A 25,748-nucleotide genomic window follows, 5' to 3' on the forward strand; every position below is an offset into this window, starting at 1 on the left:
AAAGATGCAGTTGATGAAATATTCTCCGCTGGCGGTGCTGGTGGCGGGTCTGATGACGTCCGGCAACCTAATGGCCGGCGAGTGGCATACGGTCACGGCGCGGGCCACCGCCGCCGATGGGTACGAGGTGAGGGCCAGCCAGTATCGCATCGTCACCGTCTCCACCGATTACCTGGCTGCCCTGAAGGGGGGCGAGCGCCGCCTGACTCTGCCTCTGCCGGATGGCAAGGAGGTGACCTTCAGTCTGCAACCCTATGATCTGCTGCCGGCGGATCTGGCCGCCAAATATCCCGATATCCTGGCCTTCAAGGGGTACAACGAAGCGGCGCCGGGCGAGACTGGGCGCTTCGATCTCGGTCCCCAGGGATTCCACGCCATGTTCAGCCATGAAGGGAAGATGGTGTTCGTCGATCCCCTTCGCAATGGGGAAGGCTATGCCGTCTATTACCAGCAGGATGCCCACAGCCGGCTGGAAGAAGAGGCGGACAAGGTGATCGGGGGCGAGGCCAAAAAGCTGGCCCGCCAGGTGCTGGTGGATGGCAACGAGCGCAAGCGTTATGTCATCGCCATCTCGGCGGCGGGGGAGTACACCCAGTATCACGGCGGTACCGTGGAGGCGGGTCTTGGCGCCATCACCACCCTGCTCAACCGGGTCAACGAGGTCTACCAGCGTGACGTGGCGGCCGAATTCCAGCTGGCCAGCGGCAACGACACCATCATCTTCACCGACGTGGCGAACGATCCCTTCAACAATGATGACGGCGATGTGGATGCCAACATGCAGGTGCAGGCCGATGCCCTGACCAAGGGTCTGGGGGCCTTCGACATCGGCCATGTGGTCAATACCGGTGGCGGTGGCCTGGCGGGACTGGGCGTACTCTGTACCGACGAAAAATCGGCGGGGATGACGGGCTCCTCCGAGCCGGTGGGGGATGCCTTCTTCATCGACTACGTAGCCCACGAGATTGGTCACCAGTTCGGGGCAGACCACACCTTCAACGGCACCACAGGCAGTTGTGGCGGCGGCAACCGGGAACCAAGCCAGGCCTGGGAGCCGGGCAGCGGCAGCTCCATCATGGCCTATGCGGGGATCTGCGGAGACGAAGATCTGCAGCCCCACAGCGAGCCCTATTTCCACAGCAAGTCCATCGAGCAGATGCGGGCCCACATGGCCACTGTGCCAAATTGCGGCACCCCGTTGGCGCTGGTCAACAATGCGCCCCAGGTGGCGGCAGGCAATGACTACGTCATCCCTGCGAACACCCCCTTCGTGCTCAAGGGGGCGGGGGCCGATCTTGACAGCGATCCGCTGAATTACACCTGGGAGCAGATCGATCTGGGGACGGAGTCGAGCAGCCCGGCCACCATGGTGGACGACGGCAGCCGTCCGCTGTTCCGTTTCGTGGCGCCGACCAGCGTGCCGGAGCGCACCCTGCCGAGTCTCACCTCCCTGCTCACCAACACCCTGGCGATAGGGGAGGCCTGGCCTGCCACCAACCGGGACCTGAACTTCCGCCTCACGGCGCGGGACGGCAAGGGCGGTGTCGCCAGCGATGACATGAAGATCCAGGTGGTCAACACCGGCAAGGCCTTTGCCCTGACCAGCCCGGTGGTGACCCCCCTGGGGGCGGGCAAGACGCAGACCATCAGTTGGGAAGTGGCCGGCACCAATGCCGCCCCCATCAACTGCAGCAAGGTGGATCTCTTCATGACCCGGGACGAGGGGGCAAACTGGACTCCCCTTGCCAGCGGCAAACCCAACTCGGGCTCGGCGAGCGTCACCATCCCGGCGGGCCAGGACGGCACTGCCCGCTTGAAGGTGGCGTGCAGCGACAACATCTTCTTCGCCATCAGTCCCCTCAAGCTCTCGGTCACCCAGCGCGGTGAAGAGGGGGGAAGCGGTGGCGGCGGGGCCCTCGGCTTCTGGACCCTGGCCCTGGCGTTGCTGGGCTGGCAGCGGAGGCGGGCATGAGACTGGCCGGGGTGCTGCTGCTCACCCTGCTCGGCGGTTGTCAGGCCGATGCTGACACCCTGGATCAGGCGGTCAGCGCCAGCCTTGCCAAGCAGGATTACCGGCTGATCGTGCGGGCCGGGCGCGGCGAGGTGGCGCCCGGGATCGCGGCGGATCAGCAGGCGGCGGCCAAGGCCCGCTGCGGCGTGCGCTATCTCGACGGATTCGGGGATGTCATCAAGCCGGATCAGAAGGAGGCCCACGCCAGGCTGAGCGCCTATGCGGCGGACTACAACCGGCGCATGCTGGCCCATTGCCCGCCGGTTGACGGCAAGCAGTAGGCTGACGGTCATCGGCATAAAGAGGGAGGCATGGGCCTCCCTCTCTTTTTGCTCCGCCATTTGGCCGCCCCGAGGCTTGTACCCATGGCGCGCTCGTCGCACAATGCCTGCACCCATCGCCGCACGGGCGGCAGAGAAAGAGAGAAGGAAAATCAAGATGATGGATGTGGCTGATCTGCGTCGCGAATACACCAGGGGTGGACTGCACCGGGCCGATCTGCCGGCCGAGCCCCTCACCCTGTTCGAGAAGTGGCTGGCCCAGGCGTGCGAGGCCAAACTGACCGATCCCACCGCCATGGTGGTGGGCACCGTGGATGCCGATGGCCAGCCCTGGCAGCGCACCGTGCTGCTCAAGCACTACGATGCCGACGGCATGGTGTTCTACACCAACATGGGCAGCCGCAAGGCGCATCAGCTGGAGGGCAACCCCCGTATCAGCCTGCTTTTCCCCTGGCACACCCTGGACAGACAGGTGCACGTGACCGGCCGGGTGGAGAAGATGAGCACCTTCGAGGTGATGAAGTATTTCCACAGCCGTCCCAAGGACAGCCAGATCGCCGCCTGGGTCTCCAAACAGTCGACCCGCATCTCGGCCCGTGGCGTGCTGGAGGCCAAGTTCCTCGAACTCAAGCAGAAGTTTGCCAATGGCGAGGTGCCGCTGCCGAGCTTCTGGGGTGGTTTCCGGGTGCGCATCGACACCGTCGAGTTCTGGCAGGGCGGGGAGCATCGTCTGCACGATCGCTTCTATTACACCCGCGAGGGGGACGGCTGGCACATCGAGCGCCTGGCGCCCTGATGAACATCGCCCGGCTCAAGAACTTCACCGAGATAGTGAAGAACAACTTCAACATCTCGGCGACGGCGGAGAAGCTCTATACCTCCCAGCCGACCCTCAGCAAGCAGATGAAGATGCTGGAAGAGGAGCTGGGGCTGGCGCTGTTTACCCGCAAGGGCAAGAACCTGGCGGGCCTGACCCCCATGGGGGAGCAGGTGATGGAGCTGGCCAGGGGAGTGGTGGCCCAGGTGGAGCAGATTGGTCAGCTTTCCCTCGGGGATCAGCTGGCCACCAGCGGGGTGCTGCGCATCGCCACCACCCACACCATGACCCGCTACAAGCTGCCGGCGGTCATTACCGAATTCTCCCGCCGCTACCCCGAGGTGAGCATCCAGCTGCATCAGGGAGCCCCTGCCCAACTGGCGCAGATGGCGCAAAACGGGGATGTGGAGATGGCCATCGCCACCGAGTCCATGCACCTGTTCGACGAGCTGGCGACCGTGCCCTGCTATCGCTGGGGGCGCAGCGTGGTGGTGCCCCACGGCCATCCGCTGCTGGACTGCCAGCCGCTGGCCATGGCGGATCTGGCCCGGTATCCCCTCATCACCTATGTGTTCGGTTTCACCGGCCGCTCCAAGATGGACAAGGCGTTCGGACGCCATGGCCTCAGCCCCCGCATCGTGCTGACGGCCACCGACAGCGACATCATCAAGCACTATGTGCGCCTGGGGATGGGAGTCGGGGTGATCGCCACCTCGGCGTTCGACGAAGGGGACAGGGAGAGCCTGGTCTGCCTCAACATCGATCATCTGATCGCCTCGAGCGTGGCCCATGTGTGCCTGCGCAGGCACGCCCACCTGCGGGACTACATGTACGACTTCATCCACCTCTATGCCCCCCATGTGAGCCGGGAGACGGTGCAGCTGGCGCTGCTCAACCAGGGAACGCCCGCCCCGTCTGCGACTCTGCCCTGGCTCTGACGCCGAGACATAAAAAAGAGAGGCCGTCGGCCTCTCTTTGCATTGCTATCCCCTTGTACTGATCCCTCAGGCGGCTCGGGTCGCCAGATTGACGAAGATCTGGGCTCCCACCAGCAGGCAGTCGTCGTCCAGGTAATAGGGGTTCGCGTGCAGGTAGTTGCAGATCCCCTTGGCCTGATTGCCGCTGCCGAGGAAGAACATGGCCCCCATGCGGCTTGGCGTGGCGTTGATCATGTAGCTGAAGTCCTCGCTGCCGGTCATGGGCTGGCCCTTTGCGTTGATCCCGTCGCTGGACAACACATTCGAGGCGGCTTGTTGCAGGCGCTCGCAGGCCTGGGGGTGGTTCTCCACTGCCGGGTAGCCGGCATGGACCATGGTGGTCTTGAAGCCGCGCAGCTCGCTCTGGGCGATGATGTCCCTGAAGCTGTTTTTCAGGATCTGGTCGGTTTCGGCGTCCATGGCGCGGATGGTGCCACGGGCCTGCACATGATCGGCGATGGCGTTGGGAATGGTGCCGCCGTTGATCATGCCGCAACCAAAGACCGCCGGGCTGAACGGGCTGGTGCGCTTGGCGACGATGTAGTCCATATCCTCGATGATCCGCACCGCCTCCCGGATGGCATCCAGCCCCTTGTGGGGGGTGGAGCCGTGGGCGGAGATGCCGTGCACATCGAGCGTCCAGGCAGACCCCCAGGAGGACATGACCCCCTGGTTGAACTTGATGGTGCCCGTCTCCATGGCGCCGTCGTTGTGCAGGGCATAGACCTCGTCCACCCCCTTCATGCAACCAAGCTCCACCATCTTTTCGGCACCGGGGACGCGCATGTCCTCTTCCGCCATCTGGAAGATGAAGCGGACGTTGTATCGCAGGCGATCGCGGTTGGCGGCCAGAAACCTGGCGGCGGTCAGAGCGATCGCCATGTGGGAGTCGTGGCCGCAGTTGTGGGCCATCCCCTCATGGGTGGATTTGAACGCCACCTCGCTCATGTCGTGCATCTCCAGGCCATCCATGTCGGCACGAAAGGCAATGGTGGGCAGGGCAGGGTCGACCGCCAGATCCCCGTGAAAACCGGTGAAGCCGGGATACAGGGTGATCCTGTAGCCGAACTCTTCCATCAACCCACGGCAGTAGGCAGAGGTCTTGAACTCGGCCCCGGAGTATTCCGGGATGCGGTGCAGGTGGTGGCGCACTTCGTAGCTGAAGTCGCGCAGGGCCAACAGGTCAGGTTCGATATGGTAGTGGTTCATCAGATGATCCCTTGAATGGAGAAACCGAGCTGGGCAACCAGGGAGGCGCCAAAGAAGCAGCAGGTGGAGACGATCATGAAGATGAGGATCACCTTCCACGACATCTTCTTGAGCTCCTCCAGCTGACCGCCCACCGAGAGGCCGGCGAAGGCCAGGAGCGGCACGCAGCAGGAGAGGAAGGAGATCTTGGCCACGGCATCGATGAAGAGGCCGCGCACCGGGGTCTCGGGCAGGCAGATGAGAATGCCGATGATGGTGGCATAGGCAAAGGCCGGCAGGGAGGAGGGCAGATAGCGCTTGGTCACCAGGGAGGCGAACACCACCAGGGACATGGCGATGAAGCTGTCCCCCATCTGCCACAGCGGCAGGCCCGAGGTCAGGGTCTGGGTGAACATGGCCAGCAGGATCGCCAGGAAGACGAAGCGCATATCCATCACGATGCTTTTCATGCTTTCTCTCCTTTGGCGGTCAAGGCATAGATTTTTTCAGCGAGCGGCAGACCCAGATAGGTGAGGGAGAGCGCCCCCAGGGCCGACGAGAGCAGGTTTGAGGCGGCGGCGATGCTGAGCACCTGCTGGGCCATCGCCTCATCGAGGCCGTTGATGAGGGCACCGGAGGCGGCGCTCAGCATGGAGCCGGATCCCACGCCGGAACCGGCGGCCAGGGCCAGGGGATGCAGCCCCGTGAGGGGGGCGATGCTGCCGAGCACGCTGAACCAGAGGGTGCCGATGACGGAGCCGCACAGGTAGATGGCGAGCACGCCGATGTACTTCTGGGAGCCGGTGCCGAACTTGCCCTGGATCACCGCGACCGAGGGTTCACGGCTGATGGAGGAGCAGGCCCCGATGGCGCGGCGGCCAAAGCCGAACTTCACCGCCAGCGGAATGGCGATGAGGATGGGCAGGAGGTTGCCTATCTCTTGCAGGAAGAGCGGTACGCCGACGCTCAGGATCATCTTGAGGTTGGGGATGATCATCCCCGCATACTGGGTCCCGAGGATCAGCAGGCTGAAACCCACCATCTTGCCGCAGAAGCCCTCTTCTCGCTCGGTGAAGAGCCTCTTCCAGCCGGGAATGCGATCCTTGACGGGCTTGGCGGAGACGATCATGCCGATGATGACGGCAAAGAGCATGGGCAGGATGGGGATGATGGCGATGCCGAGTCTGATCTCCTGCTTCCCAATGAGGGATTGGGCCACGAAGATCAGCAGGGCGGTCGCCAGGGTACTGACTACTACCGTTTTGAGTGGGCTGGTTGGCTGCATAGTGTGTTCTCTTGTTATCCGTTGTCCTTCATGGGCGTCTTTGGTCGCGCCATGATGGGGGCATGATAGGAAGCGAGGAGGGGAAGGAATGTGACCGCCATCAAGTCAGCCATATGGCATTTTTTCATGGGGTATGCCGTTTAACCATGGTAAACATATGGTTTAACAACTCATTGGTAGCTGCTTATGCTGCCTCAGACAGGAGTGTGGTGCCGCCCGGGCACCCGGTGCCTGATCCGGGGGGGCGGATGTGGGGGAAGGAATGGATCTGTTGATCGAGGGTGCGCTCTGGCGCCCCTCCTGGCAAGCGGCGTTGCAGGCCTGGCAGCACCGGGGAAACCGCTGGTGGCTGCTGCTTGGCAAAGGGGAGGCGAGGGAGATGGCACCCTGGTCTGTCAGCCCGCCAGATGGCATTCTCCGTGCCCGCGACCTGCTTGCCGCCTGGCTGGGTGAGGCCGCCTCCCCGCTGATGGCGACACAGCCGGACCGGCAGATCCTGATCGCTGCCTCCGGCTCCCTGCTGACCCTGGCCAGAGAGAGCGGCCTGCTCACCCTGGGGCCCGCGGGGGCGGATCATCGCCTCGGTGCCGATGACGACCTCGGGGTTGCCCTGCAACGCCTGCTTGCCCGCCGCCTGATGACCCCTGTGCTGCGCGAGCCTGGCGGGCAGGACGCGCTGGTGCTGCGCCCCCTGCTGCCCGGCGATGAGAGCGCCATCCTGCGTTATTGTTCGGATGCGGCGCTCGCCCGCTATACCCTCAACATCCCCCACCCCTATTCGCCGGAGGCGGCGCGGGACTGGCTTGCCCTGAGCGGGCGCAAGGCTGCTCTCGGGCTGGGATGCACCTGGGCCCTGACTCTGCCCCAGGGGCGTGAAGACGAGCCCGCTCCCCTGGTCGGCTCTCTCTCCCTGCACTGGCACGGGGAGCTGGCATGGTGGGTCGGTGTGCCCTGGCAGAACAGGGGGCTGGCCACCCGGGCCGCGAGCCTGGTCAGGGCGTTTGCCTTCGAGCAGTGGCACCTGCCTGCCCTCACCGCCCGCCACATGCCGGGCAACCTCGCCTCAGGCCGGGTGATGGAAAAGACTGGCATGCACCATGACGGGCGTCGGCCAGATCCGGCCGATGGCGCCCTCGAGCTCGATCACTGGCGGCTGGATCGCCCGGCGCGCCTGACGGATGCACGCAAAGAGGCGCTGGCCCCCTGGCTGGATGACGAGGAGGTGGTCGTGGCCATACTGCACGGTGAGGGGGTGGCACTTTTCATGGCGGGGGAGGCGACAGGGGGCGAGCAGACACTCAGCGGGCTGACGGTGCGGCGCTATCCCCAGGCCATGCTGGCGCCAGAGGCGCCCGGGGTGCAGGCCCATGGTGGTGGCGCCCTGCTCAAGGAGTGCGGGGATCTGGGCCTCGCCTATCTGCGGCGATTGCGACAGCCTGACGACGGACGCTGATGGCTTGCCCAGGGGCGGTCATCGCGAAGCCTGGTGCGGGGTCTGTCAGGCGTTTTCCTGAGTCCGTCCTCCCATTTTCAGACAAAGGCAGTGAAGTGGCGCCCCACTTCTGTGGAATAATGGCCGCCCTGCTGTACGAGGAGTAACGCTGTATGTTGAGAACCGAGCGTCCCGGCGACATGCTGCCAGTCTATGAGCTGGTGAGTGCCGCCTTTGGTCGTCCCGACGAGGCCGAACTGGTCAACCGCCTGCGAGAATGTGGGGCCGCCGTGGTCACCATGGTCGAGGAGGAAGAGTACGAGTTCATGGGGCACCTGATGCTGAGCCCGATCACCATTGAGGGACAGGAAGGGCCCTGGTTGGGACTGGCACCCGTGGCCGTGCATCCCGACTGGCAGGGACAGGGCATTGGCTCGGATCTGGTGCGGGAAGGGCTGGACACGGCACTGGAGATGGACTGGAAGGCGGTGGTGGTACTCGGGGATCCCGCCTACTACGCCCGTTTCGGCTTTCGGCCTGCCAGCGACTTCGGCCTGCACTGCATCTACGAGGTGCCGACGGAGTGTTTCATGGCGATGGAGTTGCAACCCGGCGGGCTCGACGGGGTAAGGGGCGAGGTGCTCTATCACCCCCTGTTCGATGAAGAGCCGGTGGAGTGACCGCCTGCCCATCCATGAAAAAGGACCCTGAGCGGGTCCTTTTTCGTGCCATGCCCATCGCTTGAATGGACGTCACTGGGCCAGGGATTTCAGCTGCTGCTTGCCCGGCGGGTTGTTCCAGTCGATGGGGCCGTGGGTGAAACGGTACTGAAGCCTTGGCAGACTCAGTTCCAGCCACTCCTCCCGGAAGTAGGCATAACCCTGGTCCCAGTCTGGATCCTGCGCCCAGCCGGTCTGCAGGAAGTGGAGCCGGGTGCCTTGGCCCTCCGGCACGAAGCGCAGGCTGACCTGGGTCTTCTGCTGACGAATGTGGGGAAACTGGGGAGGGAAATTCCAGCTGAAGCTGAGCAGATCATGGGGCATGACCGCCATCACCCGGCACCCTTCGCTGCCACGCTCGCCGAGGGGAGCATCGGGTCTGAAATAGATCTCGAACGGCCCGTTGGGTTCCGGGACCATGAGGCACTCCGGCGCCAGAAAACTGCGCAGCCCGCTCTCCGTGGTCCAGGCCCGCCAGACATCGTCAATGTGGGCGGGTACCAGAATACTGCCTTCAATTTGCTTGTTATCCATAAATCAGTGAACCTCAAACCAGTCATGGACGGGACCTCGGCAGTATAGTCTCTGAGGCGATAAAATAGGCAGCCCTGTGTCACACGGTTACGTATTCAAGAGGGTCCACATTGCCGATTTGACAGCACGGCGGGATCCATCGAGAGTGGGAAGCGACAAGCACGCAACGCAAGGATGGTGTCATGATCAGAATGATGACGGAAGCTGATGAGCCCATGCTGGCGCAGCTCTTCCTCAAGGGAAGGCGCCAGGCCTTCCATTGGGTTGATCCCGCCCTGTTCCGGCTCGAGGATTTTGCCGAGCAGACCCGGGGCGAGGAGATCTGGGTGGCGGAGAAAGGGGGCAGCCCGTGCGGATTCGTCTCCATCTGGGGGGCCGAGAGCTTCGTGCATCATCTCTACGTGGTGGCGGACTGGCACGGGCAGGGCATGGGGCGGGCCTTGCTTGCCGCCGGCTTGGCCGGGTACCCCTCCCCGGCCTCCCTCAAGGTGGCCATGCGCAACACCACGGCGATGGCTTTCTATCATCGCCTGGGCTGGGAGAACACCGAAGAGACGGGTCATTGCGACATCACGGGCCCCTGGCGCAGGCTGGTGTTGACGCCCGATGCCGCAGGGGAATAAGCCGCTGGCAGACTGCGGCAACCGCACCGCACATTGATCTCCAGCCCTGGCAGGGCATAAAAAAGCCACTTCGCGGGAAGTGGCTCTTCAACACATCCGGGGGAGGGCAGACCTTCCCTCGCTCAACCGATGATCACAGGGCCGCCACGGCCTCTCTTACCAGGGCGGCCAGCTCTCCCCACCTGCTGCCCTCGTCGATGAGCTTGGCCGGCATCATCCAGGTGCCGCCGCAGGCGATCACGGCATTCAGCCCCAGATACTCCTTCAGATTGGCCGGCGTCACGCCGCCGGTGGGCATGAAGCGCACCGGATAGACGGCGCCCAGGGCCTTGAGCATGGCGGTGCCGCCAGACTGCTCGGCCGGGAAGAACTTGAGGTGGCGCAGCCCCATCTCCATGGCCTGCTCCACCAGGCTGGGGTTGTTGACCCCGGGGATGATGGTGACGTCCTTGTCCAGGCAGTACTGCACCGTGGTCGGGTTAAAGCCGGGGCTGACGATGAAGTCGGCGTCCGCCGCAACGGCCGCATCCACCTGCTCGCGGTTGAGCACGGTGCCGGCCCCGATCAGCAGATCCGGGTAGGCCGCGCGCATCTGGCGGATGGCCTCTGCGGCGGCGTCGGTGACATCGGCCCCTTGCAGGCGTGCGGCGAGATAACCGGTGCTGAAGGAGTCGCCCGCCGCCGTGGTGTCGATCACCTGTTCGGCGGACAACCGCAGGGCGGCGATTTCGATTCGCTGCGCTGCCGTGACCACCAGGCAAGGCTCAGAGCCGCGCCTGACGACGATCTCGCCCACCCCGAAGCCCTGGCTCCCTGGCTGCATTGCGAGCGCAACCCCTATTGGCACAAGCTCCACGAGCATATCGACGACAAGGCCATCTCCAGCTGGTGCGACGATCACGACCAGATCCTCAAGGCCCTGATGCGCAAGGATCCGCAGGCGGCCAAGCTGGCCATGTGGCAGCACCTGGAGAACACCAAGCAGATGCTCTTCCAGGCCACCATCTTCGATGACGAAATGGAGGATGACCGCTACCTCTTCTCCGAAAATCCCGTCGTTCATCTGACCCAGCCTTCCACTGCCAACGGCTAGTGGAAGATTCTCGGGGGCGAACCCTCGAGGTTGTTTCAACCCCATGGAGGCGCTGGGCTGATGGCGTGGCCCACAGCGCCCGGGCAAATTGCTGCTTCACTCGCCGGTTTTTGCTGGCGACGCCACCTGGAGCTGGCCCATGTCAAATGCAGCCACCCCCCGCAGAGCCTTTGGCCTCAGGTCTGGTCATGCACTGTGCTCTTGGGGCGGTTACATCCTCTGAAAGCCAGAAAAAGGATACAAAAAGGGCCACTTCTTGCGAAGTGGCCCTTTCCAAACGTTTGGTGGGCTGGGGGATGTTCGCGAATTCAACTTCGAAGTGCGACACTCGCCTATGCCGCCTGACAGTACTCTTCGAATACCTTGACAGGCTGCCTGAATCCGAGACATTTCCGAGGTCGTAGGTTGAGCCACTGCTCCGCTCTCCTGACATCCTCGTCCGTGACCTCTCTCAGGTCTGTTCCCTTTGGGATAAACTGCCTCAACAGCCCATTGCTGTTCTCGTTCAGACCGCGCTCCCACGAAGAGTAAGGGTGCGCAAAGTAAGTCTCGGCACCCAGCGCTTCCTCTATCGCCTTGTGTTCGGCAAACTCGCCGCCGTTGTCAAAGGTGATGGTATGCACCTGCTCGATGTAGGGCGTTAACATCTCGATTATCGCATCCCGCACCACCCCAGCCTGTTTGCTCGCGACCCGCTTGACCAGATAGAGCCGGCTCTTGCGCTCCACCAGGGTGACCAGTGCACCTGTGCCTTGCTTGCCCAGCACCGTGTCCGCCTCCCAATCACCGAGCCGCTCCCGGCTATCGACGATAGCCGGCCGTTCATCAATAGAGCGGGCTTCCTTGATGGGAGAACGCAGGCTGCTCGCCCCCTTGCGGTAGCGCTTGTGGCCCTGGCGCAGATGGCGGTACAACTGGCCACCCCGGGCTTTGTCGGCGGCCACATGGCGGTATATCCACTCGTGACTCACCATGAGGCCTATCTGCTTGCCCACCGCGCTTATCTGCTCCGGGCTCCACCACCAGGCGAGTGTCAGCTCGACAAACTGGATGACATCGGCAGATAGCCGAGATTTGGCCGCACTGGCCCGTCGGTGGGTGGCGTGCTGATGCGCATTGTCTGGCTGGTAGCCCTGCGGCCCGGCGTTACGACGCAGCTCCCGGTAGAGGGTGGAGCGATGAACGCCAATGGCGCGTGCGGTGGCAAGGATGGACATCCCCTGTGCGCGAAGCACCGATAACTGGTATCGTTGCCCCTCGGTCAACTGCTGATAGCTCATGGTGATACTGCTTTTACTTTGGCGAGCAGAAGGGTACCACCAATCAGCAGTTGGCCACCTCTCGCCATTCATCCATGAGTGTCGCACTTATTATCTGAATTCCCGCCTCATTTTCGATGGTCATTGCCCCAACAAGACTGGCGGCAGGCTTTCACCACTGCATTTCAACTGCCCCAGAGCGTTGGTTCTACAGACGGTACCGTCGGAAGCACGTAAATTGCCGAGGCTATCCTCACGCCAGATCACCCGCTCCCCAGTTTTTGGGTTGCTACCACGCACATTACCCAATGCATCTTCACGGTAGGTTGTACCGTCACTGCCCTTGAGGTTGCCCAAGACATCAGTGCGCCAGGTGATGCCCGAGCCCGAATCCCTAATATTGCCGAGAGTATCCTCACGCAGGACACCCTGCTTGCCATCGTCACACCGGTAGTGGGTATGGCCCAACGTACCTTACCGATAGGTGCAGTTGGCTGCCAATACTGTTGATTGCAGCAGCCCAAGCAGCAGAGCGGCCAGCGACAACTGGCGTGCTGCTAACCAAAAAGCGGTTAGGTTACTCATCGCATGCCCTCTCTGAGGTGGTCTCGGCTGACTATACCGGGCCTGCCGCGCAGCTTCGATACTGGGGTTTTGCACATGTCGTGTTTTCAGGCGGATGCGGATATCGCTAAAAGTCTGTGATCGAGGCTGCGCCCATCAATATCGAACCGTGGTAGGCTAAACCAAATGGAACTTTTTTGGGAAATATCATGCCTATACCACCACCTCCATTTACCTTTCGTTGCCCTCAGTGTTGCTGGCACAAGACGGTTGTTCCCAAGAGCGACGTTATGGTACGTGGCCACACCTGGTTTGAGACCTGTCCCGAGTGCCACCATGCCCCACTGGAAAAATCGTCGACCACCATGGTGGAGCTGGCCATTGCGATGTTGAAGGGGGTCATCCGAAAGTAGCCGCTGTTATTACCACTTGCTATTCCAGCCAGTTCGTCACCAACCAGATGATCAAACAGCGGGACAGAGAGAGCATGGTTGCCGAAGCTGGCTATTCATCTGATTGAGAAGGAGATCATCGTTGAATTTTGAACAGTTGAAAACTCGTCACCGGATGCTGCGTGAAGACTCTCCCAGCAATCTCAACCTGCGAGTTCATCGTGCCTTAAGCTGGCTTCAACGCGCTGAAATGGCCGCTTTATCTTTCTCTGGATTGCGTTCAATGCGGCTTATGCCACTGAAATCGATGACGATCGTCGCCTCTCGGAACAGGAGACCTTCAAAGGCTTTCTGGAGAAACTGTGCGACCTGGATGAGCACAAAAAGATCGAACATCTGGTCTGGCAGGAGTTCTCTGGCAGTATCCGCATACTGCTGGACACCCCGTTTGTACTACAAGGCTTCTGGGATTATCACAGCGGCAAAATAAGCGAATCCCAGTGGAAGGAGCGGCTGACACAAGGCAAGAAGATGGCAAACCAGGCACTCGCCAGCGGCAACACCCCGCAGTTGCTGGGCGTGGTGTTTAACCGCCTCTATACCTTGCGCAACCAGTTAATCCATGGTGGTGCGACCTGGAACAGCTCGGTCAATCGCAAACAACTGAAGGATTGTGCCAACCTGCTCGGCAAACTGGTGCCGGTGATCATCGAGTTGATGATGGCCCACCCAGATACCCTGTGGGGAGATGCCTGTTATCCGGTGGTTGAGCTGGCTGGTTAATCAGCCGCAAGATGGCGGGGCAGCAGCTGCCCCGCAGCTTCAAGCAGTCAGATCTGACAGATAGAAAGCACCGGCCAGCAAACCATAGACCAACCGCACCCGCTCATCCCTGCCCAGCAGCACACCGAGTAGCACTTCTCCGCTTTCCAAATCATCACCATGCCAGAAGCACCATAGGGCTGCCTCCACAACATCCAGCCAGCTGGCATGGCCCAGCTGATTACGTGACTTGCGCCGCCAGCTGCCGCGTATCACGGCGCAGCTATTCGGGGAGCTGGTCGCCAGCGCCCGCTGCTCCATAACGCTTACCGTTAATCCATCCAGCTTGGCCTGACGACTGCCATGCCCTCCTCGCAATAATTTTTCGAGTAGCAGCGCCAAAAGACGCAACGCATCCAAATCTTCAAAACTGGCATCCTCCCCAAGCAAACTGGCGGTACCCTCCATCAGTTGCTCACGCCCTTGGTAGATTGGCTGTGAAGTGCGATCCAGCCGATGTTGCTCGACATGGATAGCCAGTGCCGTCACCACCGTCAGCGGTGAAGTCTCACCCTCTTGGTGATACGCGCCTTTGGCAAGCAGAACGGTCAGAGCCCTAGCTCGCTCGGCTGGTAGTAGGCAATAGATCCCCCTGATCAGTGGCATGGCCGCCTGATCCGATAACAGTCTTGAGTTCATAGCGCCTCAGTGACGATCGCGTTTGAAGTGGGTGGTTTTATGACAAACGGTGACAATCTCACCGTCTTGCAGAACTAGATAGTGACGGCGCAGCCGCTGGCAACATTCCGCGGGCAATCCGCCTCCGGTTTGCAACATCGCCAATCCTTTGCGGTCGAGATAAACCAGTTCGCGCCCCTGGTGATAAGCAGAGCGTCCGATGTTCAGCAGCATATCCACCAGCTCGGGTGCAATACCGCACTGCTGCATCCGGCACGCGGCGTGATGGCTGTACGCACTATCCAGCCTCCCGTTCATGACATGTTCCTTTGGCGCTCATTTCGATGGACTCATTATATGTAGCCTTTATACTCATGCCGATACTGGTTACATAAACATGTCGCATTTTGGAGCACGTATGTCACCCAAAGAGCTCACCTGGGATCAAACCCTGCGCTTTCGTCTGCTGGAAATCGTATTGCAGTGGGAGGGACGGCTGACCACCAATCATTTGATGACCGCCTTCAATATCGGTCGCCAACAGGCCTCGCGGGATATCAACCACTACCTGATCCACTACTCACCGGAAGGGTTGATCTATGACAGAAGCCTGAAGGGATACAAACCCACAGAGCACTTTGTCCCGCGCTTTAGCGAAGGCAAGGTGGACGAGTATCTGATGCTGCTCCACCGTGAAAAGCAGCACCAACGCCAACATGACGCGGGGCTGTTGACCCTGCCGCTGATGGATCTGCGCTACGGCCATATCGAGATCCTGGATGTGCCAAACCGCCATATCGACCCGAAAATCGTGCGCGGCTTGGTGCAAGCGGCGCGCGGCCAACTGCGGGTCGATGTCGATTACGTATCCCTCAGCTCAGAGGAGCAGAGTGGCCGCAATATCGTGCCTCACACTCTGGTCTATGACGGGATCCGCTGGCACGTACGTGCCTATTGCGAGAAGAAAGGGGAATATCTGGATTTTGTGATGAGTCGTTTTCGCGGGGAACCGGATCTGCTGGATGCCTCCCCCCACGGCCGGGATCAGGATCTGGAGTGGAACTCCCAAGTGACCGCCATAGTCGTTCCCAATCCTGGGCTCAGTGAGGGACAGCAGGCCATCATTGCCAGAGACTATGCCATGACCGGGAGCCAGCTGTTGATCCGCCAACGGATCCCCTTGGTTCATTACGCATTGGAACGGATGCAGGTGAGCTATAACGGCGAACACCAGCAGCATCCCCTGCTATACCCGCTGGTGCTGGCCAACCGGGAGGAGCTAATTCAGCAAGGATGTACCTTCAAGCTCAAGAGCGCGGATTTGCAAATTTAAAAATGCAAAGGGCGCTTGGCTCCATAACTAAAAATGTTGAGATAGAGAGAGGCTCCCGGCACTGCCGGGAGTCTCTTCATTCAGGTTATAGGATTTAGATTGTGCTGAGTCGAGTCAGCAATTCATCATAATCGGCCAACTCCTGCTCCTTGTGCTGCAAGCCTTGGCGTACTTGATCCAGTTCTGACCGAAGATCCCGGGTCAGCTCCTCCTTAAGAGAGGTCTGCAACGCTTCCAACTGAGCCAGCACCTGATTGATCCCCTTATCCAACTGTTTTTCCAATCGGTCAAAGACATTTCCCAACGCTTCGTCCAGATAGCGGCGAAGCCTCTCCATCTCGTCACGTTCCTTGATCTGACCCGAGAAGGGGATGATCGAGGTGGCATCCCCAAGCGAGAGCCTCAGGGTCGGCATCGACAGGCGATTGATGGCCCCCTCCAGGGTGCTCCTGAACAGCGCGGGATCGAAGTGATCGCTCTTGGTATCCAGATGCTTGAGCAGGGCCTTGCGCAAACTACTTTTAAGCTCGTGTGGGGAGATGAGACGGTTGATATGACTTCGCATCTGATCAGCACACTGAGCACCGAAGTCACGCACCTGTTCTATGGCATCGGCCGCATTGAGATAGTCATAGCTAACAGTGTCGGTATAGTACTCGGTTCTGGTGCTACCCCAAGTCCAGGGTTTATACCAGGTCGAATCGCTAACCTTGTATGATCTGGTCACCTCTTTGGTGCCGCTGCGAGTCTGGATATTTCTGAAGCGACCGCGATCACGGGCCAATTGCGACAGCATTTCCCCGCTATCCTTGCGCGCCCTTGCTGTCACACTTTCGACAATGGCTTTAAGCTCATCGGCGATGGCCGAAAGTCGCTTATCGCAGTTTTGCTGCTGCAGTGCCAGCGACTGCAGATCCTGGGTCTTAAGCAGGTGGATACGCTGCTTGATCCGCTCGGCAAAACCATTGCGCCACTCGATAAGGCGCTCTTGTATCTCTTGTTCAAAACCCTGCCGTTGCAGCTCCAGCAGCGGCAGGCGATCACAGCGTGCCTGTTGATAGGCCGCTTTCAGCGCATCGAAGTTCGCCAAGCGTTGCCATTGTTCGGTTGTGATGGGCTCATCCCAGCACTCCTCGGCCATCTCCTGCAACTTTCTGTGGGTATGGCGCATGCTGTCACCCCAACGTACCTCAGGCCAAGTGGCGAAACCGTAGGCAAAGGTGCTGGCAAACACCGGCAGTGCTAATTGCTCCAGCACCTTGGCGCGCGCATCTTGCCCCCGCTCGCGGCTCTTTGTTACCAGTTCGGTCACTGTCTCCGCAGCCCCCCGCTGCAGTCGACGGCGGATATTGTTGTCGGTTTCATCCAGCGAGCTGCGATCGTAACCATCATCGAGGATGGCCGAATCAAACTGCCCCGCAACCAACACTAGCCGCTTCACCCCCTTGCCCGGCAGTTGTTCGCCTAGTAGTCCTGAGGTGTCCTGACAAGATCGGACAGTCCCGGATCAAGCAGCCTGAGCAGTTCTCCAATACCTCTTGTTAAACTCCGCCGGGCTGACATTGCCAAGTCGTGAATGCCGACGCTGGCGGTTGTAAAAAATCTCTATGTATTCCTGAATCGCTGCCTTGGCCTCCGCTCTCGTCTCGAATCTATGGTGGTGAACCAGTTCATTTTTAAGAGACCCCCAGAAGCTTTCTATCGGGGCATTGTCGAAGCAGTTCCCCTTGCGTGACATGGAGGTCTGCATGCCAAATTGTACCTGGAGAGCCCGGTAAGCCTTGGCACAGTACTGACTGCCCCGGTCTGTGTGATGAATAAGCCCAACGGGTGGCCTCTTCTGCTGCACAGCCCGAAACAGCGCCTGACTGACCAACCCGGTGGTCATTCGCTCTCCCATCGCATAACCCACTATCTCACAGGTAAACACATCCTTGAGACCAGCCAGATAAAGCCAGCCTTCGTCGGTGGCGATATAGGTGATATCACCGGTCCAGACTTCGTTGGGCTTCGTCGGCGCAAAGACCTGACCAAGGAGATTCTCCGCCACGGGCAGGGAATGAGCAGAATGGGTTGTCGCCTTGAATTTGCGCTTTTGTTTGCAAGACAACCCCATTTCACGGCGCAATCGTCCAATCCGGTCCCGCCCAGCGTAAAATCCTTCGGCGGCCAACTCAGCTTGTAAACGCGCTGCGCCATAGGTCTGGCGCGTCTTGCTGTGAGCAGCCCGAATGGCGACCTTGAGTCGTTCATCTTCTTGTTGGCGCTGTGACGGTGGACGGTGGCGCCAGTGGTAGAAGCCCGCACGAGAGACCTCCAGCACACGACAGATAACGGAAATGGGATAGAGGTCCTGTTGGTTGGCTATCCACGCGTACTTGGCAGTGACTCCTGAGCAAAGTACGCGGCGGCCTTTTTTATGATGTCGCGCTCCATGTTGGCTTGTGCGAGAGCTTTGCGTAGCCGGGCCACTTCAGCCTCCAGCTCGGCGACAGAACGCGCTCCGGGAATGGCCGATGTATCCTTTCCTCCTTTGGCTGCGACCACCCAGTTGCTCAGTGTGCCTTTGGCAATACCCAACCTTCTGGCGGCTTCAGCTTGGCCAAGGCCTTGCTCCAACACCAGTCGAACCGCCTCTGCCCGAAACTCTGGTGAATAGTGTTCTCTCGATTTCATTCAATACCCCCGATTGTCTCATCGTAACAATCGGGACTGTCTGTGAAAATCAGGATACCTCATGCCTTGGAAAGCCGGTTCATCAGTTCTGGTAACTGGTTGGGGTTAATGCTGGGCATGTGCTGCTTGGCTGGCCGTTGAAACACCTTGCTGATCCCCGAACAAGGGTTGGCATCGATCAGACCAGAGTTGACGGCAAAGGTCATGATCTCGTTTACCCGCTGAGTGAGACGACGCACGGTTTCGAGTTTTCCAGCAGCGGCGATGGGCTCGATGATCTTGATGGCTCTCTGCGCTTTTATCTCCATCACGGGCACAGTGCCAATCTCGGGGAAGAGGTACATTTCGAGCGAACGCCAGAGATCCTCGGCATATGCCGGGGTGACGGAAGGACGCTTAACATCAAACCAGCGCTTGGCGACGGCTTCAAAGGTGTGCTCGCTCTGTGATAACGCAGCGGATGCTTGCTCATCACGATGATGCTGGGGATCAATGTTTTGCAGCAACAGCGATTTGGCTTCGGAGCGTTTTTCTCTCGCTTCAGCCAACGACATCTCCGGCCAGGAGCCAAAGCTGATCATGTTTCTCTGTTTAGTAAGGGGGCGGTAGTAACGCAGGCGCCACAACTTGGAGCCATTGGGCTTGATGACGAGCTCTAGGCCAGCCCCGTCGCAGAGGGTGTATTCCTTCTCTTTGGGCTTGGCTGCTTTGATCTCGGTTGGGGACAAGGGGCGGGTGATACGAGGCATAGGCATACGCTCCGGAAGGCATACAAAACGATATGCCTAACGATATGCCTAAAAGGGCTGGATGGCAACGCATGCCATTGGACAGCATAAGACAACAAAAAACCCGCAAAGCCTTATGCTATGCGGGTTTCTTAGACTTCGTTGGTCACCATTGGACCGGTATTTGGTGGAGCTGGGGGGATTTGAACCCCCGGACTGTGCAGCTTTACCAATTGAACTATAAGGCTTTTTTATTTTCCGGTTGGATTTTGGATCAGAATTGGCGCTTTTGCTGTCTGGCCGTCGTACTCGGCAAGGTAGGATCCGTAGTGCCGAAACAGCATTTCTGGCCCCTTGTGTCCCATCTGGGTGGAGAGCCAAAACAGGTTGCAGCCGCGGCTGATGTTGGCGGTGGCGAAGGTGTGGCGGGTTTGGTAGAGGTGGCGATAGCGAACGCCTGACCGCTTGAGGGTGTAGAGCCAGGCTTTCTTCCTGATGGCGTCGGCCCCGGCCCAGGGCAGGTTGAGCTTGGGGTCGTCAAAGACATACTCCCCCCGCATGAAGGTGAAGCGCTTCTGGCTGGTCAGTGCCGCCAGCGCCTCGCCGGTCAGTTCGATGGTGCGAGTCCCGGCCCGGGTCTTGGTGGTCTTGATGATCCCGACCACTTTGGCGGCCGACACCTGCACGGTGTTACCAATCCAGTCGATGGCCTCCCAGCGCAAGGCGCAGATCTCCGATGGTCTCATCCCGGTGGCGAACGCGAAAGCGAACAGGTTCGCCCACTGCTCATTGATGCCGCGGGCTGTCGAGAGGATGGCGGCCACTTCCTCCGGGGTGAAGGGATCCACGTCCTTGGCTCCCTGTTCGGGAACTGAACTCCCGTCCAAATATCGGGCAACGGTCACCAGCGAAACAGGGTTTGAGGCCAGTAAACCATCCGTGACCGCCTCGTCGATGGCGCTGCGCAGGAACGACAGCCGGTTGCGGGCCGTCTTCGCGGTAGTGCCTCCCCTGATCAGCCAGTTCTTCACCTGGGCTGGGGTCAGCTCAGAGACAGTGATCCCGTGCAGATCGGCCAGCGCCTTGTGGCATTTGCGGTACCCAACCATTGTGGATGGGCTCAGCCCCCGGCGTTCACATCGCTGCAGGTACTCGTCCAGGTAGTCGGCCACCTTGGCGGCGATCGAGGCGCCGCCGAACATCCGCAGTTTCTTGGACTTCGGGAAGTAGTCGGCGTAGGCGAACTGGCCACGCTCAATCTTGCCTTGTATCTCCCCGAGCAAGCGGGAGGCGTAACGCACGTTGGCGGTGGTGTTCGGCAAGTTGGACAGGGGCTCACGACAGCGAACCCCCTTGAACGTGAAGGTGATGTTGATCGTCTCCCCGCGGACCGTTACGCCGCGTGGGAGCTGTTTTTCATTGCCCACTTGGTTACCTCCGCGATGTTGACCCAACGCTCCTTCACCCCGTCCACGTTGACGATGTGCACCCCCAGCTGCCAGATGCCACGCTGTATCCGCTTGTTGATGGTGTCCCGATCGGTGAGCTCGATGGTGCTCAGGTAGGTGCTGAGCGGGATGGCGTCAGGCATTCTCATTATGATGAGCTGGCCCTGAATGTGGCTTTGCGCCGGGTCTGCTGCTGTTCCCATGGTTGTTGGTCCTCGTCAGTCTGGTGATTTCATCCCGGCCCGCTCGGTTGTAGAGGAAGCACTCCACCTGCTTCCTGCTGCTGGCCGCCTGGTCAAGGCGGTATTCCCCGAACGCCGGGCGCTTGAGTTGGTGCTGGTTGGCCAGCCGGCCAATGGCCTGGGCGCTGACCCCCAGCTCCTTGCCCAGTTCGGTGGCGCTCCAGAGCTGGCCGGCAACCCGGGGCGCTTCGATAGGCAGGTCGAAGTGAGCCAGGATGCGGCCGATCTCGGCGAGTTTGGCCGAACGGGAAAGGGTGGGGGAGAGCACGGTGCTGACCAGTTCGTTGAGTAGCTGGCTGTCCTGGTTGATGGTCAGTTGAAGTTGTTGCATGGCGTGGCCCTCCTGTCCCAGAGGATGGGGCGCCGATTGAGTTGAAGGAAGAGCCGTTAATCACCCCGCTCACCCGGGGTGACAGCCGATCGCAAGCTGCTGCCTGGTTTATTGGCTGTCAGCTTGGTCAGTTGCTTGCTGCGGCGATCACATCAGCCGCCATGACGTTAGCCAGCTCGGGAGCCAATACTGTCGTGGCGCTGATCAGCCTGTACTCGCCAGCCTCATGCTCGCTCGGCCAGCCGACCAGTTCGGCATGAACCTTGATGAGGCCGGACTTTGGCAGGCCAGAGCCGAGAGCATCAATAAACTCCTTGTCGCCATCCTCGGCTATATCATCAAGAACCATCTTCCGCACATCTGCTTCATGTGCTGACACCTCAAGAACGGCACCAGCCGACCAGCTCACACCAAGGGCTATCAGGGCTTTGAAAGTCATATCCATGGTCTATTTCCCCTTAACTTTGCAGCGGTTGCTGCTTGGGTTCGATTGTCACCACCCCGAGATCGCACTCGAACTGGATGGCTTGGCCGTGGTCTGATGCGACCCAGCACATCACCCGACTCATGCAGCTCAGGGCCTCCTCGGTACCGAGCGCCACCATGGCGGCGGCGATCTGCTCGGCGAATTCCTTGTTGTCAGCCATCAGCCACCTTTCACAAACAGGTCGGCCGCCACGATGACGGCCAGAATGTTAATGGCCAGGATTGCGATCCCGGCGGCCCGCTGTCTGGTCATGCCGCCACCTCGTCAGCCAAGTGCGGCACGGGGAGGATTATGGCCTTGCCGAGCTTGATGGCCAGGGCGTGCTCTGCTCTGGCGCCGGCGCTGCGCTCCCAGCCAGGCAGCATGACCAGCTGATCGGCCATCTTGACCATTTCGATGCAGATGGCCATGTACTCGTGTTGCTCCAGCCCATCCGGCAGGATCGCCGGGTTGAGCGCGATATGCCCGAGGGCATGCAGGCGTTCGGCCTCCAGGTTGAAGGCGTCGCGGTTGAAGTTCGGCAGGCCGCTCATCGGCCCGGCTATGTAAATTTTCGCCATGGTTGGTCCTTGAATAGAAAGCCCCGGACTGGCCGGGGCTTTAGCTGAACGCGGTGGCTATTAGGCTGGCACTTGGCTGTCAGTGCCTGCGCCGGTCATGACTTGGCTGCTTTTCATAAGCGCCATGTTGTTCTTGTGGGTACGAACGGGCGTATCAACCTCAACCGATACCGGGACCCCGTTTATATTCACAATAGTGCCGCTTGGAATTATCCCCACGACAGTCTCAGACAGCGAACAATCACACGCCCCTAACAGCTCCGGCACGCCGTGATTGTTGGTTGAGCAGTCAGAGTCGTGAGTCGGCGTACTGAGTGGCGGTGGTGTCACATAGGAATCGGTTCCCTCATCCCACACCAGCACATCCTTGGCATCCCAGAAGAGCACGCGCATCTCCGGCGTATCGGTCAGCCCAAGGCGGGCGAGCGCGTATTCGTAGAGGCAGGCAACCGAGTGTTCGCCTTCAACTGCGGCGCAGTCTTGTCCTTTGCAATCTTTCATGGGTTTATCCTCGTGGTTAAAAGAAAACCCCGGACTGGCCGGGGCTCTGGTTATGCCCGCCAGCCGCGGTACCCGATGAAGCCGGGCGCCAGCACCTGCCGGAGGGGCAGGACAGGGAGGTGGGCTATCAGGGTCTTGAGCTGTGGGTTGTCGGGTTGGCTGTCGATGGTGACCCGGGCGCCGGGGTTGATGCGGAGGTATCTGGCGCGGGTCTCTTCGGCTTCGGTGCGGGTCAGGCCGGGCTGGATGATGGGCTCGCGGAATCGCACGGCTCACCTCCTTGTAACACCGCAGGCTCGGCGAGATCCGCCCGCACATACGGCACCTCGCAGGCCATCACCGAATCAGCGCACCAACTCACCTCGCTGGTATCGCTCGGGAATGGCTCGCTGTGGCAGTGGCTCTGGTCGCCAACCTGCAGCCAGATGCGCTCCGGCGCGGTGCGGATGGTTTCGGTTACTGCCATGGCAGGCACTGTCATCTGTCCATCCAGCAGCGCGTCGATGCGTTTGCGCAGCAAATGAATCATTTCAACTTTGTAGGTTGCCTTCCTGTCAGCAAAGAAAGGCATAGCCTCCGATACGACAACGCCAGCCTCCCGCAGCAACGCCAGCGCCTCATTGAGCTGGGCCTGCAGCTGGCCATAGGTCTGGCCTTCACCGCGCTGCAGCGCCTGAAATCGCTGCTGGTATAGGTCCCTGTCCACCCAGATGATGATGCCATGTGGCATGTCGTCAGTGGCCGCGTCATTGGGACTGATGGCCTCCGTGCCAAAGGTGACCATGGCCACCCCCTGCCTGGTCTTGACGCTCTCCAGGCAGTTGTCCAACTGCTGGAAGTTCAGATTTCCGGGGCCGATGGCCTGCAGCAGGTCGGTAAGGTTGACGGGGTTGGTCATGCTGCACCGCCTTGTTCTGCTTCGGGCTGACTGCGACGAATGTCTTTCAGCAGGCGGCTGTTCTCGGTGCCGGTGGCGCCGTTCTGGTGCCAGCCGGCCACGCCCTGGCTGTTGTTCATCACGCCCATCACTCCATTCAGCGCTTCGAGCAGCACATCCCGCTGCTTGGTCATGGCATCCAACTTCTCAACCGGCGTGAGTCCTTCTGCACGCTGCAGGGTGATGGTGAAGGGGCCAAGCTCAGGCCGAGCCCCTTTCACCTCCAGATAGTTGGTGGCGCCGCGCTCGGCGAAGAGGCTGGTGTAAGCGCCGATGATGGCCTTTTCTGCCAGCTCGGGGTGGCTGTCCACGAACTCGCTCAGGGTCACGCCCTCCAGCGCCACGGTGTCGTAGCCGTCCAGCAGGTTCCAGCAGGCGACAATGCGGCGGGCGTTGGCCCTGCCTTCGCCGCCTGGAAAGCCGTTCTCATCCCGCGGCCAGACTTCGCAGACGCCGGTGCCATCGGCAGAGCCGACCGACTTACCGTTACGAAAAAGGGCCAGAAGGCCATTGGTGTGTTCGCTCATGCTGCCCCCTTGGCAATGACCTTCCTGAGACCTTGTGAGTCCGGTTTGCTGATGACGCCCCCGGTTTCCATGGCTTCGGCAAGCCACGCTGCGCGGTTGTATCCAATCCTGAAATGACGCTGGATTGCACTGACAGAAGCCCTGCTCGATGCCAGCACGAACTCAACCGCTAGCTGGTAGAGGGGGTCTCCTTCACCTTGCCGCTCTGTCTCAGGCAGAGATTTGCTTACCGTTCGGCTGTCACACGCCTCCTCGCCGCCCAGGGCGGCAAACAGGGCTGGGATGAACTGGGAAAGCTCGGCGGTGACCAGGGCGAAGTCGGCGTCCAGGCGGGCGGCCGGATCTTCGCTGGTGATGTCGTCGTTCTGCTCGCGCATGTCCTCGCTGAATTTGAGGCGCTTGATGGAGAGGTCGTCGCCCAGCACAAAGCTGAGGCGCTCACCCCAGTTCAGGGCCAACTTTGTGACCAGCTTGTCGTTGGCCAGGTGATTTTTCACCTCGTCGGTCATCAGGTCTTGCTGTTTGAAGCGGGCGATCCCGCCGTGCTCCATGGCGCTGCGCAGCTCGGATTCATCCTCCAGCGTGAAGGCGGAGGGCAGATTGCCCTCCTGCAGCCACTCGGTCATGGTGATCTCGGGCGGGTTCTTGAGCGCCACCGGCACCACTGGCAGACTGCCGATGGACTTGCGAAGCAGAGCCAGCACATCGTCCGCCTTCTTGGCGGAGGAGGCATCGACCATCAGCAGGCCGTCGGCCGGGTTGATCCAGGCGAAGGTGTTGGCGGTACGGCTGAACGCCCTGGGCAGCAGGGTGTGCAGCAGCTCCTCCTTGAGCGCTTCCTTCTCTTTCTTCTTGAGGGCGCGGCCCTGCTCCATCTCGATAGCCTCGATCTTCTCAGCCAGGGCTTCCTTGACGACGGCGGGCGGCAGGATCTTGTCCTCCTTGCTGGCGCAGATGAGGATCTGGCCGGCGGCGGCATGGGTCAGGGTGCTGCCGAACTTGCCGAGTGGGCGGGTCCAGCCGAAGCGGGAGAGATCTTGGCTGCCGCAGGGGGTGAAGGCGCATGCCTCGAGCTGGGTTTCCAGCTGTTCGGCGGTCAACTCGAACGGGCGGGTGAAGCGGTAAACTTGAAGGTTTTTAAACCACATGGTCTGGGTCCTGTGTTGGTTAGTTGCGGGCTTTCTTGGCCTGCAGGTCGTGTATCTTCTTGGCTGCGGCCTCGGCGGTTTGCCTGTCGCAGGTGATGCCGCCTGGCAGAACGAACTTGCCGGGCTGCTTGGGATGGGGCATGACGACGCCCAACCCGATGACTACTGCACCGCAGTAGGGGTTTTCCGTGGTTTTCATGGGGGTCCTCGACTTA

34 protein-coding genes and 1 pseudogene are annotated in these 25,748 nt (G+C 60.6%); 10 read left to right on the top strand and 25 right to left on the bottom strand.

Annotated features, from left to right (window positions below):
- The first annotated feature begins 4 nt into the window (after nt 1-4).
- The 4 genes from C3F36_RS17530 (at nt 5) to C3F36_RS17545 (ending at nt 4,047) form a co-directional block, all read left to right on the top strand.
- Entirely contained in the window at nt 5-1,972 is a 1,968-nt protein-coding gene (locus C3F36_RS17530; protein WP_104455541.1) for a reprolysin-like metallopeptidase, read from the top strand.
- On the top strand, nt 1,969-2,292 hold the full coding sequence (locus tag C3F36_RS17535) for a hypothetical protein (RefSeq protein ID WP_104455542.1): 324 nt from the start codon (nt 1,969-1,971) through the stop codon (nt 2,290-2,292). Before C3F36_RS17530 ends, C3F36_RS17535 begins: the two co-directional genes overlap by 4 nt.
- 157 nt (nt 2,293-2,449) lie before the next feature.
- Nucleotides 2,450-3,088: a pyridoxamine 5'-phosphate oxidase gene (pdxH, locus tag C3F36_RS17540; protein WP_104455543.1), complete on the top strand. Its 639-nt coding sequence runs from the start codon at nt 2,450-2,452 to the stop codon at nt 3,086-3,088.
- Nucleotides 3,088-4,047, top strand: a complete 960-nt coding sequence (locus C3F36_RS17545; protein ID WP_104455544.1) for a LysR substrate-binding domain-containing protein — start codon at nt 3,088-3,090, stop codon at nt 4,045-4,047. Before pdxH ends, C3F36_RS17545 begins: the two co-directional genes overlap by 1 nt.
- A gap of 66 nt (nt 4,048-4,113) precedes the next feature.
- Here C3F36_RS17545 and C3F36_RS17550 read toward each other — a convergent pair whose 3' ends face one another.
- From C3F36_RS17550 to C3F36_RS17560, 3 genes are read right to left on the bottom strand one after another with little or no spacing between them, the layout of a single operon-like run.
- A complete protein-coding gene (locus C3F36_RS17550; protein ID WP_104455545.1) occupies nt 4,114-5,295 on the bottom strand; it encodes a M20 metallopeptidase family protein in 1,182 nt (393 codons plus the stop codon).
- A complete protein-coding gene (locus C3F36_RS17555) occupies nt 5,295-5,744 on the bottom strand; it encodes a hypothetical protein (RefSeq protein ID WP_010673962.1) in 450 nt (149 codons plus the stop codon). Before C3F36_RS17555 ends, C3F36_RS17550 begins: the two co-directional genes overlap by 1 nt.
- Entirely contained in the window at nt 5,741-6,559 is an 819-nt protein-coding gene (locus tag C3F36_RS17560) for a DUF3100 domain-containing protein (protein WP_104455546.1), read from the bottom strand. Before C3F36_RS17560 ends, C3F36_RS17555 begins: the two co-directional genes overlap by 4 nt.
- Nucleotides 6,560-6,821: 262 nt before the next feature.
- On the opposite strand from C3F36_RS17560, the gene C3F36_RS17565 reads away from it, so the two are divergent.
- Together C3F36_RS17565 and C3F36_RS17570 are read left to right on the top strand one after the other, a co-directional pair.
- Nucleotides 6,822-8,012: a GNAT family N-acetyltransferase gene (locus tag C3F36_RS17565; protein WP_104455547.1), complete on the top strand. Its 1,191-nt coding sequence runs from the start codon at nt 6,822-6,824 to the stop codon at nt 8,010-8,012.
- A gap of 152 nt (nt 8,013-8,164) precedes the next feature.
- Complete coding sequence (locus C3F36_RS17570; protein ID WP_010673966.1) at nt 8,165-8,671, top strand: GNAT family N-acetyltransferase; 507 nt, start codon at nt 8,165-8,167, stop codon at nt 8,669-8,671.
- A 72-nt stretch (nt 8,672-8,743) separates the two neighbouring features.
- Here the strand turns inward: C3F36_RS17570 and C3F36_RS17575 are convergent, their stop codons facing one another.
- Nucleotides 8,744-9,244: an SRPBCC family protein gene (locus C3F36_RS17575; RefSeq protein WP_010673967.1), complete on the bottom strand. Its 501-nt coding sequence runs from the start codon at nt 9,242-9,244 to the stop codon at nt 8,744-8,746.
- A 182-nt stretch (nt 9,245-9,426) separates the two neighbouring features.
- On the opposite strand from C3F36_RS17575, the gene C3F36_RS17580 reads away from it, so the two are divergent.
- Entirely contained in the window at nt 9,427-9,867 is a 441-nt protein-coding gene (locus C3F36_RS17580; protein WP_042880882.1) for a GNAT family N-acetyltransferase, read from the top strand.
- 133 nt (nt 9,868-10,000) lie between these two features.
- On the opposite strand, the gene eda is transcribed toward C3F36_RS17580, so the two are convergent.
- Complete coding sequence (gene eda / locus C3F36_RS17585; protein WP_104456079.1) at nt 10,001-10,690, bottom strand: bifunctional 4-hydroxy-2-oxoglutarate aldolase/2-dehydro-3-deoxy-phosphogluconate aldolase; 690 nt, start codon at nt 10,688-10,690, stop codon at nt 10,001-10,003.
- Nucleotides 10,691-10,789: 99 nt separating this feature from the next.
- On the opposite strand from eda, the gene C3F36_RS24190 reads away from it, so the two are divergent.
- Nucleotides 10,790-10,960, top strand: coding sequence for a hypothetical protein (locus tag C3F36_RS24190; protein WP_010673970.1), 171 nt, complete (start codon nt 10,790-10,792; stop codon nt 10,958-10,960).
- Between the two features lie 332 nt (nt 10,961-11,292).
- Here C3F36_RS24190 and C3F36_RS17595 read toward each other — a convergent pair whose 3' ends face one another.
- Both C3F36_RS17595 and C3F36_RS24105 read right to left on the bottom strand, forming a co-directional pair.
- Complete coding sequence (locus C3F36_RS17595; RefSeq protein ID WP_104454191.1) at nt 11,293-12,240, bottom strand: IS30-like element ISAs2 family transposase; 948 nt, start codon at nt 12,238-12,240, stop codon at nt 11,293-11,295.
- 1,172 nt (nt 12,241-13,412) lie between these two features.
- Nucleotides 13,413-13,571, bottom strand: a complete 159-nt coding sequence (locus tag C3F36_RS24105) for a hypothetical protein (RefSeq protein WP_324804930.1) — start codon at nt 13,569-13,571, stop codon at nt 13,413-13,415.
- A gap of 135 nt (nt 13,572-13,706) precedes the next feature.
- Between C3F36_RS24105 and C3F36_RS24110 the strand changes: the two genes are divergently transcribed.
- Nucleotides 13,707-13,958 carry a hypothetical protein gene (locus C3F36_RS24110; RefSeq protein WP_324804932.1) on the top strand — a complete coding sequence of 84 codons (252 nt, stop codon included), beginning with the start codon at nt 13,707-13,709 and terminating at the stop codon, nt 13,956-13,958.
- A 39-nt stretch (nt 13,959-13,997) separates the two neighbouring features.
- Here the strand turns inward: C3F36_RS24110 and C3F36_RS23865 are convergent, their stop codons facing one another.
- Both C3F36_RS23865 and C3F36_RS17615 read right to left on the bottom strand, forming a co-directional pair.
- The gene (locus C3F36_RS23865) at nt 13,998-14,636 is read right to left on the bottom strand and encodes an ADP-ribosylglycohydrolase (RefSeq protein ID WP_233759664.1); all 639 of its coding nucleotides are present in this window, start codon (nt 14,634-14,636) and stop codon (nt 13,998-14,000) included.
- A 6-nt stretch (nt 14,637-14,642) separates the two neighbouring features.
- A complete protein-coding gene (locus tag C3F36_RS17615; RefSeq protein WP_095593105.1) occupies nt 14,643-14,933 on the bottom strand; it encodes a DUF4258 domain-containing protein in 291 nt (96 codons plus the stop codon).
- Nucleotides 14,934-15,033: 100 nt separating this feature from the next.
- On the opposite strand from C3F36_RS17615, the gene C3F36_RS17620 reads away from it, so the two are divergent.
- A complete protein-coding gene (locus C3F36_RS17620; RefSeq protein ID WP_104455548.1) occupies nt 15,034-15,948 on the top strand; it encodes a WYL domain-containing protein in 915 nt (304 codons plus the stop codon).
- Nucleotides 15,949-16,042: 94 nt separating this feature from the next.
- On the opposite strand, the gene C3F36_RS17625 is transcribed toward C3F36_RS17620, so the two are convergent.
- The 16 genes and pseudogenes from C3F36_RS17625 to C3F36_RS17695 form a co-directional block, all read right to left on the bottom strand.
- Nucleotides 16,043-17,389, bottom strand: coding sequence for a hypothetical protein (locus tag C3F36_RS17625; RefSeq protein ID WP_104455549.1), 1,347 nt, complete (start codon nt 17,387-17,389; stop codon nt 16,043-16,045).
- Nucleotides 17,390-17,455: 66 nt separating this feature from the next.
- Nucleotides 17,456-18,624, bottom strand: a protein-coding gene (locus C3F36_RS17630; RefSeq protein WP_104455336.1) for an IS3-like element ISAeme20 family transposase whose coding sequence is annotated in 2 segments (ribosomal slippage) — nt 17,456-18,369 and nt 18,369-18,624 — 1,170 coding nt in all. Because the reading frame shifts where the segments join, the coding sequence is not laid out codon by codon here.
- Between the two features lie 59 nt (nt 18,625-18,683).
- On the bottom strand, nt 18,684-19,373 hold the full coding sequence (locus C3F36_RS17635; RefSeq protein WP_233759665.1) for a phage integrase central domain-containing protein: 690 nt from the start codon (nt 19,371-19,373) through the stop codon (nt 18,684-18,686).
- Nucleotides 19,374-19,603: 230 nt separating this feature from the next.
- Entirely contained in the window at nt 19,604-20,779 is a 1,176-nt protein-coding gene (locus tag C3F36_RS17640; RefSeq protein ID WP_104455550.1) for a site-specific integrase, read from the bottom strand.
- A complete protein-coding gene (locus C3F36_RS17645; RefSeq protein WP_223943950.1) occupies nt 20,746-20,949 on the bottom strand; it encodes an excisionase in 204 nt (67 codons plus the stop codon). The genes C3F36_RS17640 and C3F36_RS17645 overlap by 34 nt, the downstream gene beginning before the upstream one ends.
- Nucleotides 20,936-21,373, bottom strand: a complete 438-nt coding sequence (locus C3F36_RS17650; protein WP_104455551.1) for a hypothetical protein — start codon at nt 21,371-21,373, stop codon at nt 20,936-20,938. Before C3F36_RS17650 ends, C3F36_RS17645 begins: the two co-directional genes overlap by 14 nt.
- A gap of 127 nt (nt 21,374-21,500) precedes the next feature.
- On the bottom strand, nt 21,501-21,818 hold the full coding sequence (locus C3F36_RS17655; protein WP_104455552.1) for a hypothetical protein: 318 nt from the start codon (nt 21,816-21,818) through the stop codon (nt 21,501-21,503).
- 13 nt (nt 21,819-21,831) lie between these two features.
- Nucleotides 21,832-22,020: a hypothetical protein gene (locus C3F36_RS17660; RefSeq protein ID WP_104455553.1), complete on the bottom strand. Its 189-nt coding sequence runs from the start codon at nt 22,018-22,020 to the stop codon at nt 21,832-21,834.
- Nucleotides 22,021-22,108: 88 nt separating this feature from the next.
- Nucleotides 22,109-22,420, bottom strand: coding sequence for a DUF4406 domain-containing protein (locus C3F36_RS17665; protein ID WP_043163221.1), 312 nt, complete (start codon nt 22,418-22,420; stop codon nt 22,109-22,111).
- Nucleotides 22,421-22,480: 60 nt separating this feature from the next.
- A complete protein-coding gene (locus C3F36_RS17670) occupies nt 22,481-22,921 on the bottom strand; it encodes a hypothetical protein (RefSeq protein ID WP_104455554.1) in 441 nt (146 codons plus the stop codon).
- A gap of 50 nt (nt 22,922-22,971) precedes the next feature.
- Entirely contained in the window at nt 22,972-23,190 is a 219-nt protein-coding gene (locus C3F36_RS17675; RefSeq protein ID WP_017411486.1) for a hypothetical protein, read from the bottom strand.
- Nucleotides 23,154-23,819, bottom strand: coding sequence for a hypothetical protein (locus C3F36_RS17680; protein WP_104455555.1), 666 nt, complete (start codon nt 23,817-23,819; stop codon nt 23,154-23,156). Before C3F36_RS17680 ends, C3F36_RS17675 begins: the two co-directional genes overlap by 37 nt.
- Nucleotides 23,816-24,385 (bottom strand): hypothetical protein, encoded by a 570-nt coding sequence (locus C3F36_RS17685; RefSeq protein ID WP_104455556.1) that lies wholly within the window; start codon nt 24,383-24,385, stop codon nt 23,816-23,818. The genes C3F36_RS17680 and C3F36_RS17685 overlap by 4 nt, the downstream gene beginning before the upstream one ends.
- Nucleotides 24,382-24,660, bottom strand: coding sequence for a DNA translocase FtsK (locus C3F36_RS24025; protein WP_267893463.1), 279 nt, complete (start codon nt 24,658-24,660; stop codon nt 24,382-24,384). Before C3F36_RS24025 ends, C3F36_RS17685 begins: the two co-directional genes overlap by 4 nt.
- A pseudogene (rdgC, locus tag C3F36_RS17690) lies at nt 24,634-25,533 on the bottom strand (recombination-associated protein RdgC); the annotation flags it as partial. The gene C3F36_RS24025 and the pseudogene rdgC, both read right to left, overlap by 27 nt.
- Before the next feature lie 19 nt (nt 25,534-25,552).
- Complete coding sequence (locus tag C3F36_RS17695; RefSeq protein ID WP_104452567.1) at nt 25,553-25,732, bottom strand: hypothetical protein; 180 nt, start codon at nt 25,730-25,732, stop codon at nt 25,553-25,555.
- Between the last annotated feature and the right edge of the window lie 16 nt (nt 25,733-25,748).

This window comes from Aeromonas sp. ASNIH2, assembly GCF_002934795.1.
Classification (GTDB): Bacteria; Pseudomonadota; Gammaproteobacteria; order Enterobacterales; family Aeromonadaceae; genus Aeromonas; species Aeromonas caviae.

Bases quoted from the DNA above. Each gene is read 5' to 3' on its own strand.
- C3F36_RS17645 (WP_223943950.1), bottom strand. From the start codon at position 20,949: ATGAGAATGCCTGACGCCATCCCGCTCAGCACCTACCTGAGCACCATC.
- C3F36_RS17555 (WP_010673962.1), bottom strand. From the start codon at position 5,744: ATGAAAAGCATCGTGATGGATATGCGCTTCGTCTTCCTGGCGATCCTG.
- C3F36_RS17665 (WP_043163221.1), bottom strand. From the start codon at position 22,420: ATGGCGAAAATTTACATAGCCGGGCCGATGAGCGGCCTGCCGAACTTC.
- C3F36_RS17535 (WP_104455542.1), top strand. From the start codon at position 1,969: ATGAGACTGGCCGGGGTGCTGCTGCTCACCCTGCTCGGCGGTTGTCAG.
- C3F36_RS17565 (WP_104455547.1), top strand. From the start codon at position 6,822: ATGGATCTGTTGATCGAGGGTGCGCTCTGGCGCCCCTCCTGGCAAGCG.
- C3F36_RS17695 (WP_104452567.1), bottom strand. From the start codon at position 25,732: ATGAAAACCACGGAAAACCCCTACTGCGGTGCAGTAGTCATCGGGTTG.
- C3F36_RS17650 (WP_104455551.1), bottom strand. From the start codon at position 21,373: ATGCAACAACTTCAACTGACCATCAACCAGGACAGCCAGCTACTCAAC.
- C3F36_RS17595 (WP_104454191.1), bottom strand. From the start codon at position 12,240: ATGAGCTATCAGCAGTTGACCGAGGGGCAACGATACCAGTTATCGGTG.
- C3F36_RS17550 (WP_104455545.1), bottom strand. From the start codon at position 5,295: ATGAACCACTACCATATCGAACCTGACCTGTTGGCCCTGCGCGACTTC.
- C3F36_RS17685 (WP_104455556.1), bottom strand. From the start codon at position 24,385: ATGAGCGAACACACCAATGGCCTTCTGGCCCTTTTTCGTAACGGTAAG.
- C3F36_RS23865 (WP_233759664.1), bottom strand. From the start codon at position 14,636: ATGAACTCAAGACTGTTATCGGATCAGGCGGCCATGCCACTGATCAGG.
- C3F36_RS17615 (WP_095593105.1), bottom strand. From the start codon at position 14,933: ATGAACGGGAGGCTGGATAGTGCGTACAGCCATCACGCCGCGTGCCGG.
- C3F36_RS17670 (WP_104455554.1), bottom strand. From the start codon at position 22,921: ATGAAAGATTGCAAAGGACAAGACTGCGCCGCAGTTGAAGGCGAACAC.
- C3F36_RS17570 (WP_010673966.1), top strand. From the start codon at position 8,165: ATGTTGAGAACCGAGCGTCCCGGCGACATGCTGCCAGTCTATGAGCTG.
- C3F36_RS17620 (WP_104455548.1), top strand. From the start codon at position 15,034: ATGTCACCCAAAGAGCTCACCTGGGATCAAACCCTGCGCTTTCGTCTG.
- C3F36_RS24105 (WP_324804930.1), bottom strand. From the start codon at position 13,571: ATGTTCGATCTTTTTGTGCTCATCCAGGTCGCACAGTTTCTCCAGAAA.
- C3F36_RS17575 (WP_010673967.1), bottom strand. From the start codon at position 9,244: ATGGATAACAAGCAAATTGAAGGCAGTATTCTGGTACCCGCCCACATT.
- C3F36_RS17530 (WP_104455541.1), top strand. From the start codon at position 5: ATGCAGTTGATGAAATATTCTCCGCTGGCGGTGCTGGTGGCGGGTCTG.
- C3F36_RS24110 (WP_324804932.1), top strand. From the start codon at position 13,707: ATGGCAAACCAGGCACTCGCCAGCGGCAACACCCCGCAGTTGCTGGGC.
- eda (WP_104456079.1), bottom strand. From the start codon at position 10,690: ATGCAGCCAGGGAGCCAGGGCTTCGGGGTGGGCGAGATCGTCGTCAGG.
- C3F36_RS17560 (WP_104455546.1), bottom strand. From the start codon at position 6,559: ATGCAGCCAACCAGCCCACTCAAAACGGTAGTAGTCAGTACCCTGGCG.
- C3F36_RS17680 (WP_104455555.1), bottom strand. From the start codon at position 23,819: ATGACCAACCCCGTCAACCTTACCGACCTGCTGCAGGCCATCGGCCCC.
- C3F36_RS17660 (WP_104455553.1), bottom strand. From the start codon at position 22,020: ATGGCTGACAACAAGGAATTCGCCGAGCAGATCGCCGCCGCCATGGTG.
- C3F36_RS24190 (WP_010673970.1), top strand. From the start codon at position 10,790: ATGCGCAAGGATCCGCAGGCGGCCAAGCTGGCCATGTGGCAGCACCTG.
- pdxH (WP_104455543.1), top strand. From the start codon at position 2,450: ATGATGGATGTGGCTGATCTGCGTCGCGAATACACCAGGGGTGGACTG.
- C3F36_RS17655 (WP_104455552.1), bottom strand. From the start codon at position 21,818: ATGGATATGACTTTCAAAGCCCTGATAGCCCTTGGTGTGAGCTGGTCG.
- C3F36_RS17580 (WP_042880882.1), top strand. From the start codon at position 9,427: ATGATCAGAATGATGACGGAAGCTGATGAGCCCATGCTGGCGCAGCTC.
- C3F36_RS17635 (WP_233759665.1), bottom strand. From the start codon at position 19,373: ATGCCTCGTATCACCCGCCCCTTGTCCCCAACCGAGATCAAAGCAGCC.
- C3F36_RS17545 (WP_104455544.1), top strand. From the start codon at position 3,088: ATGAACATCGCCCGGCTCAAGAACTTCACCGAGATAGTGAAGAACAAC.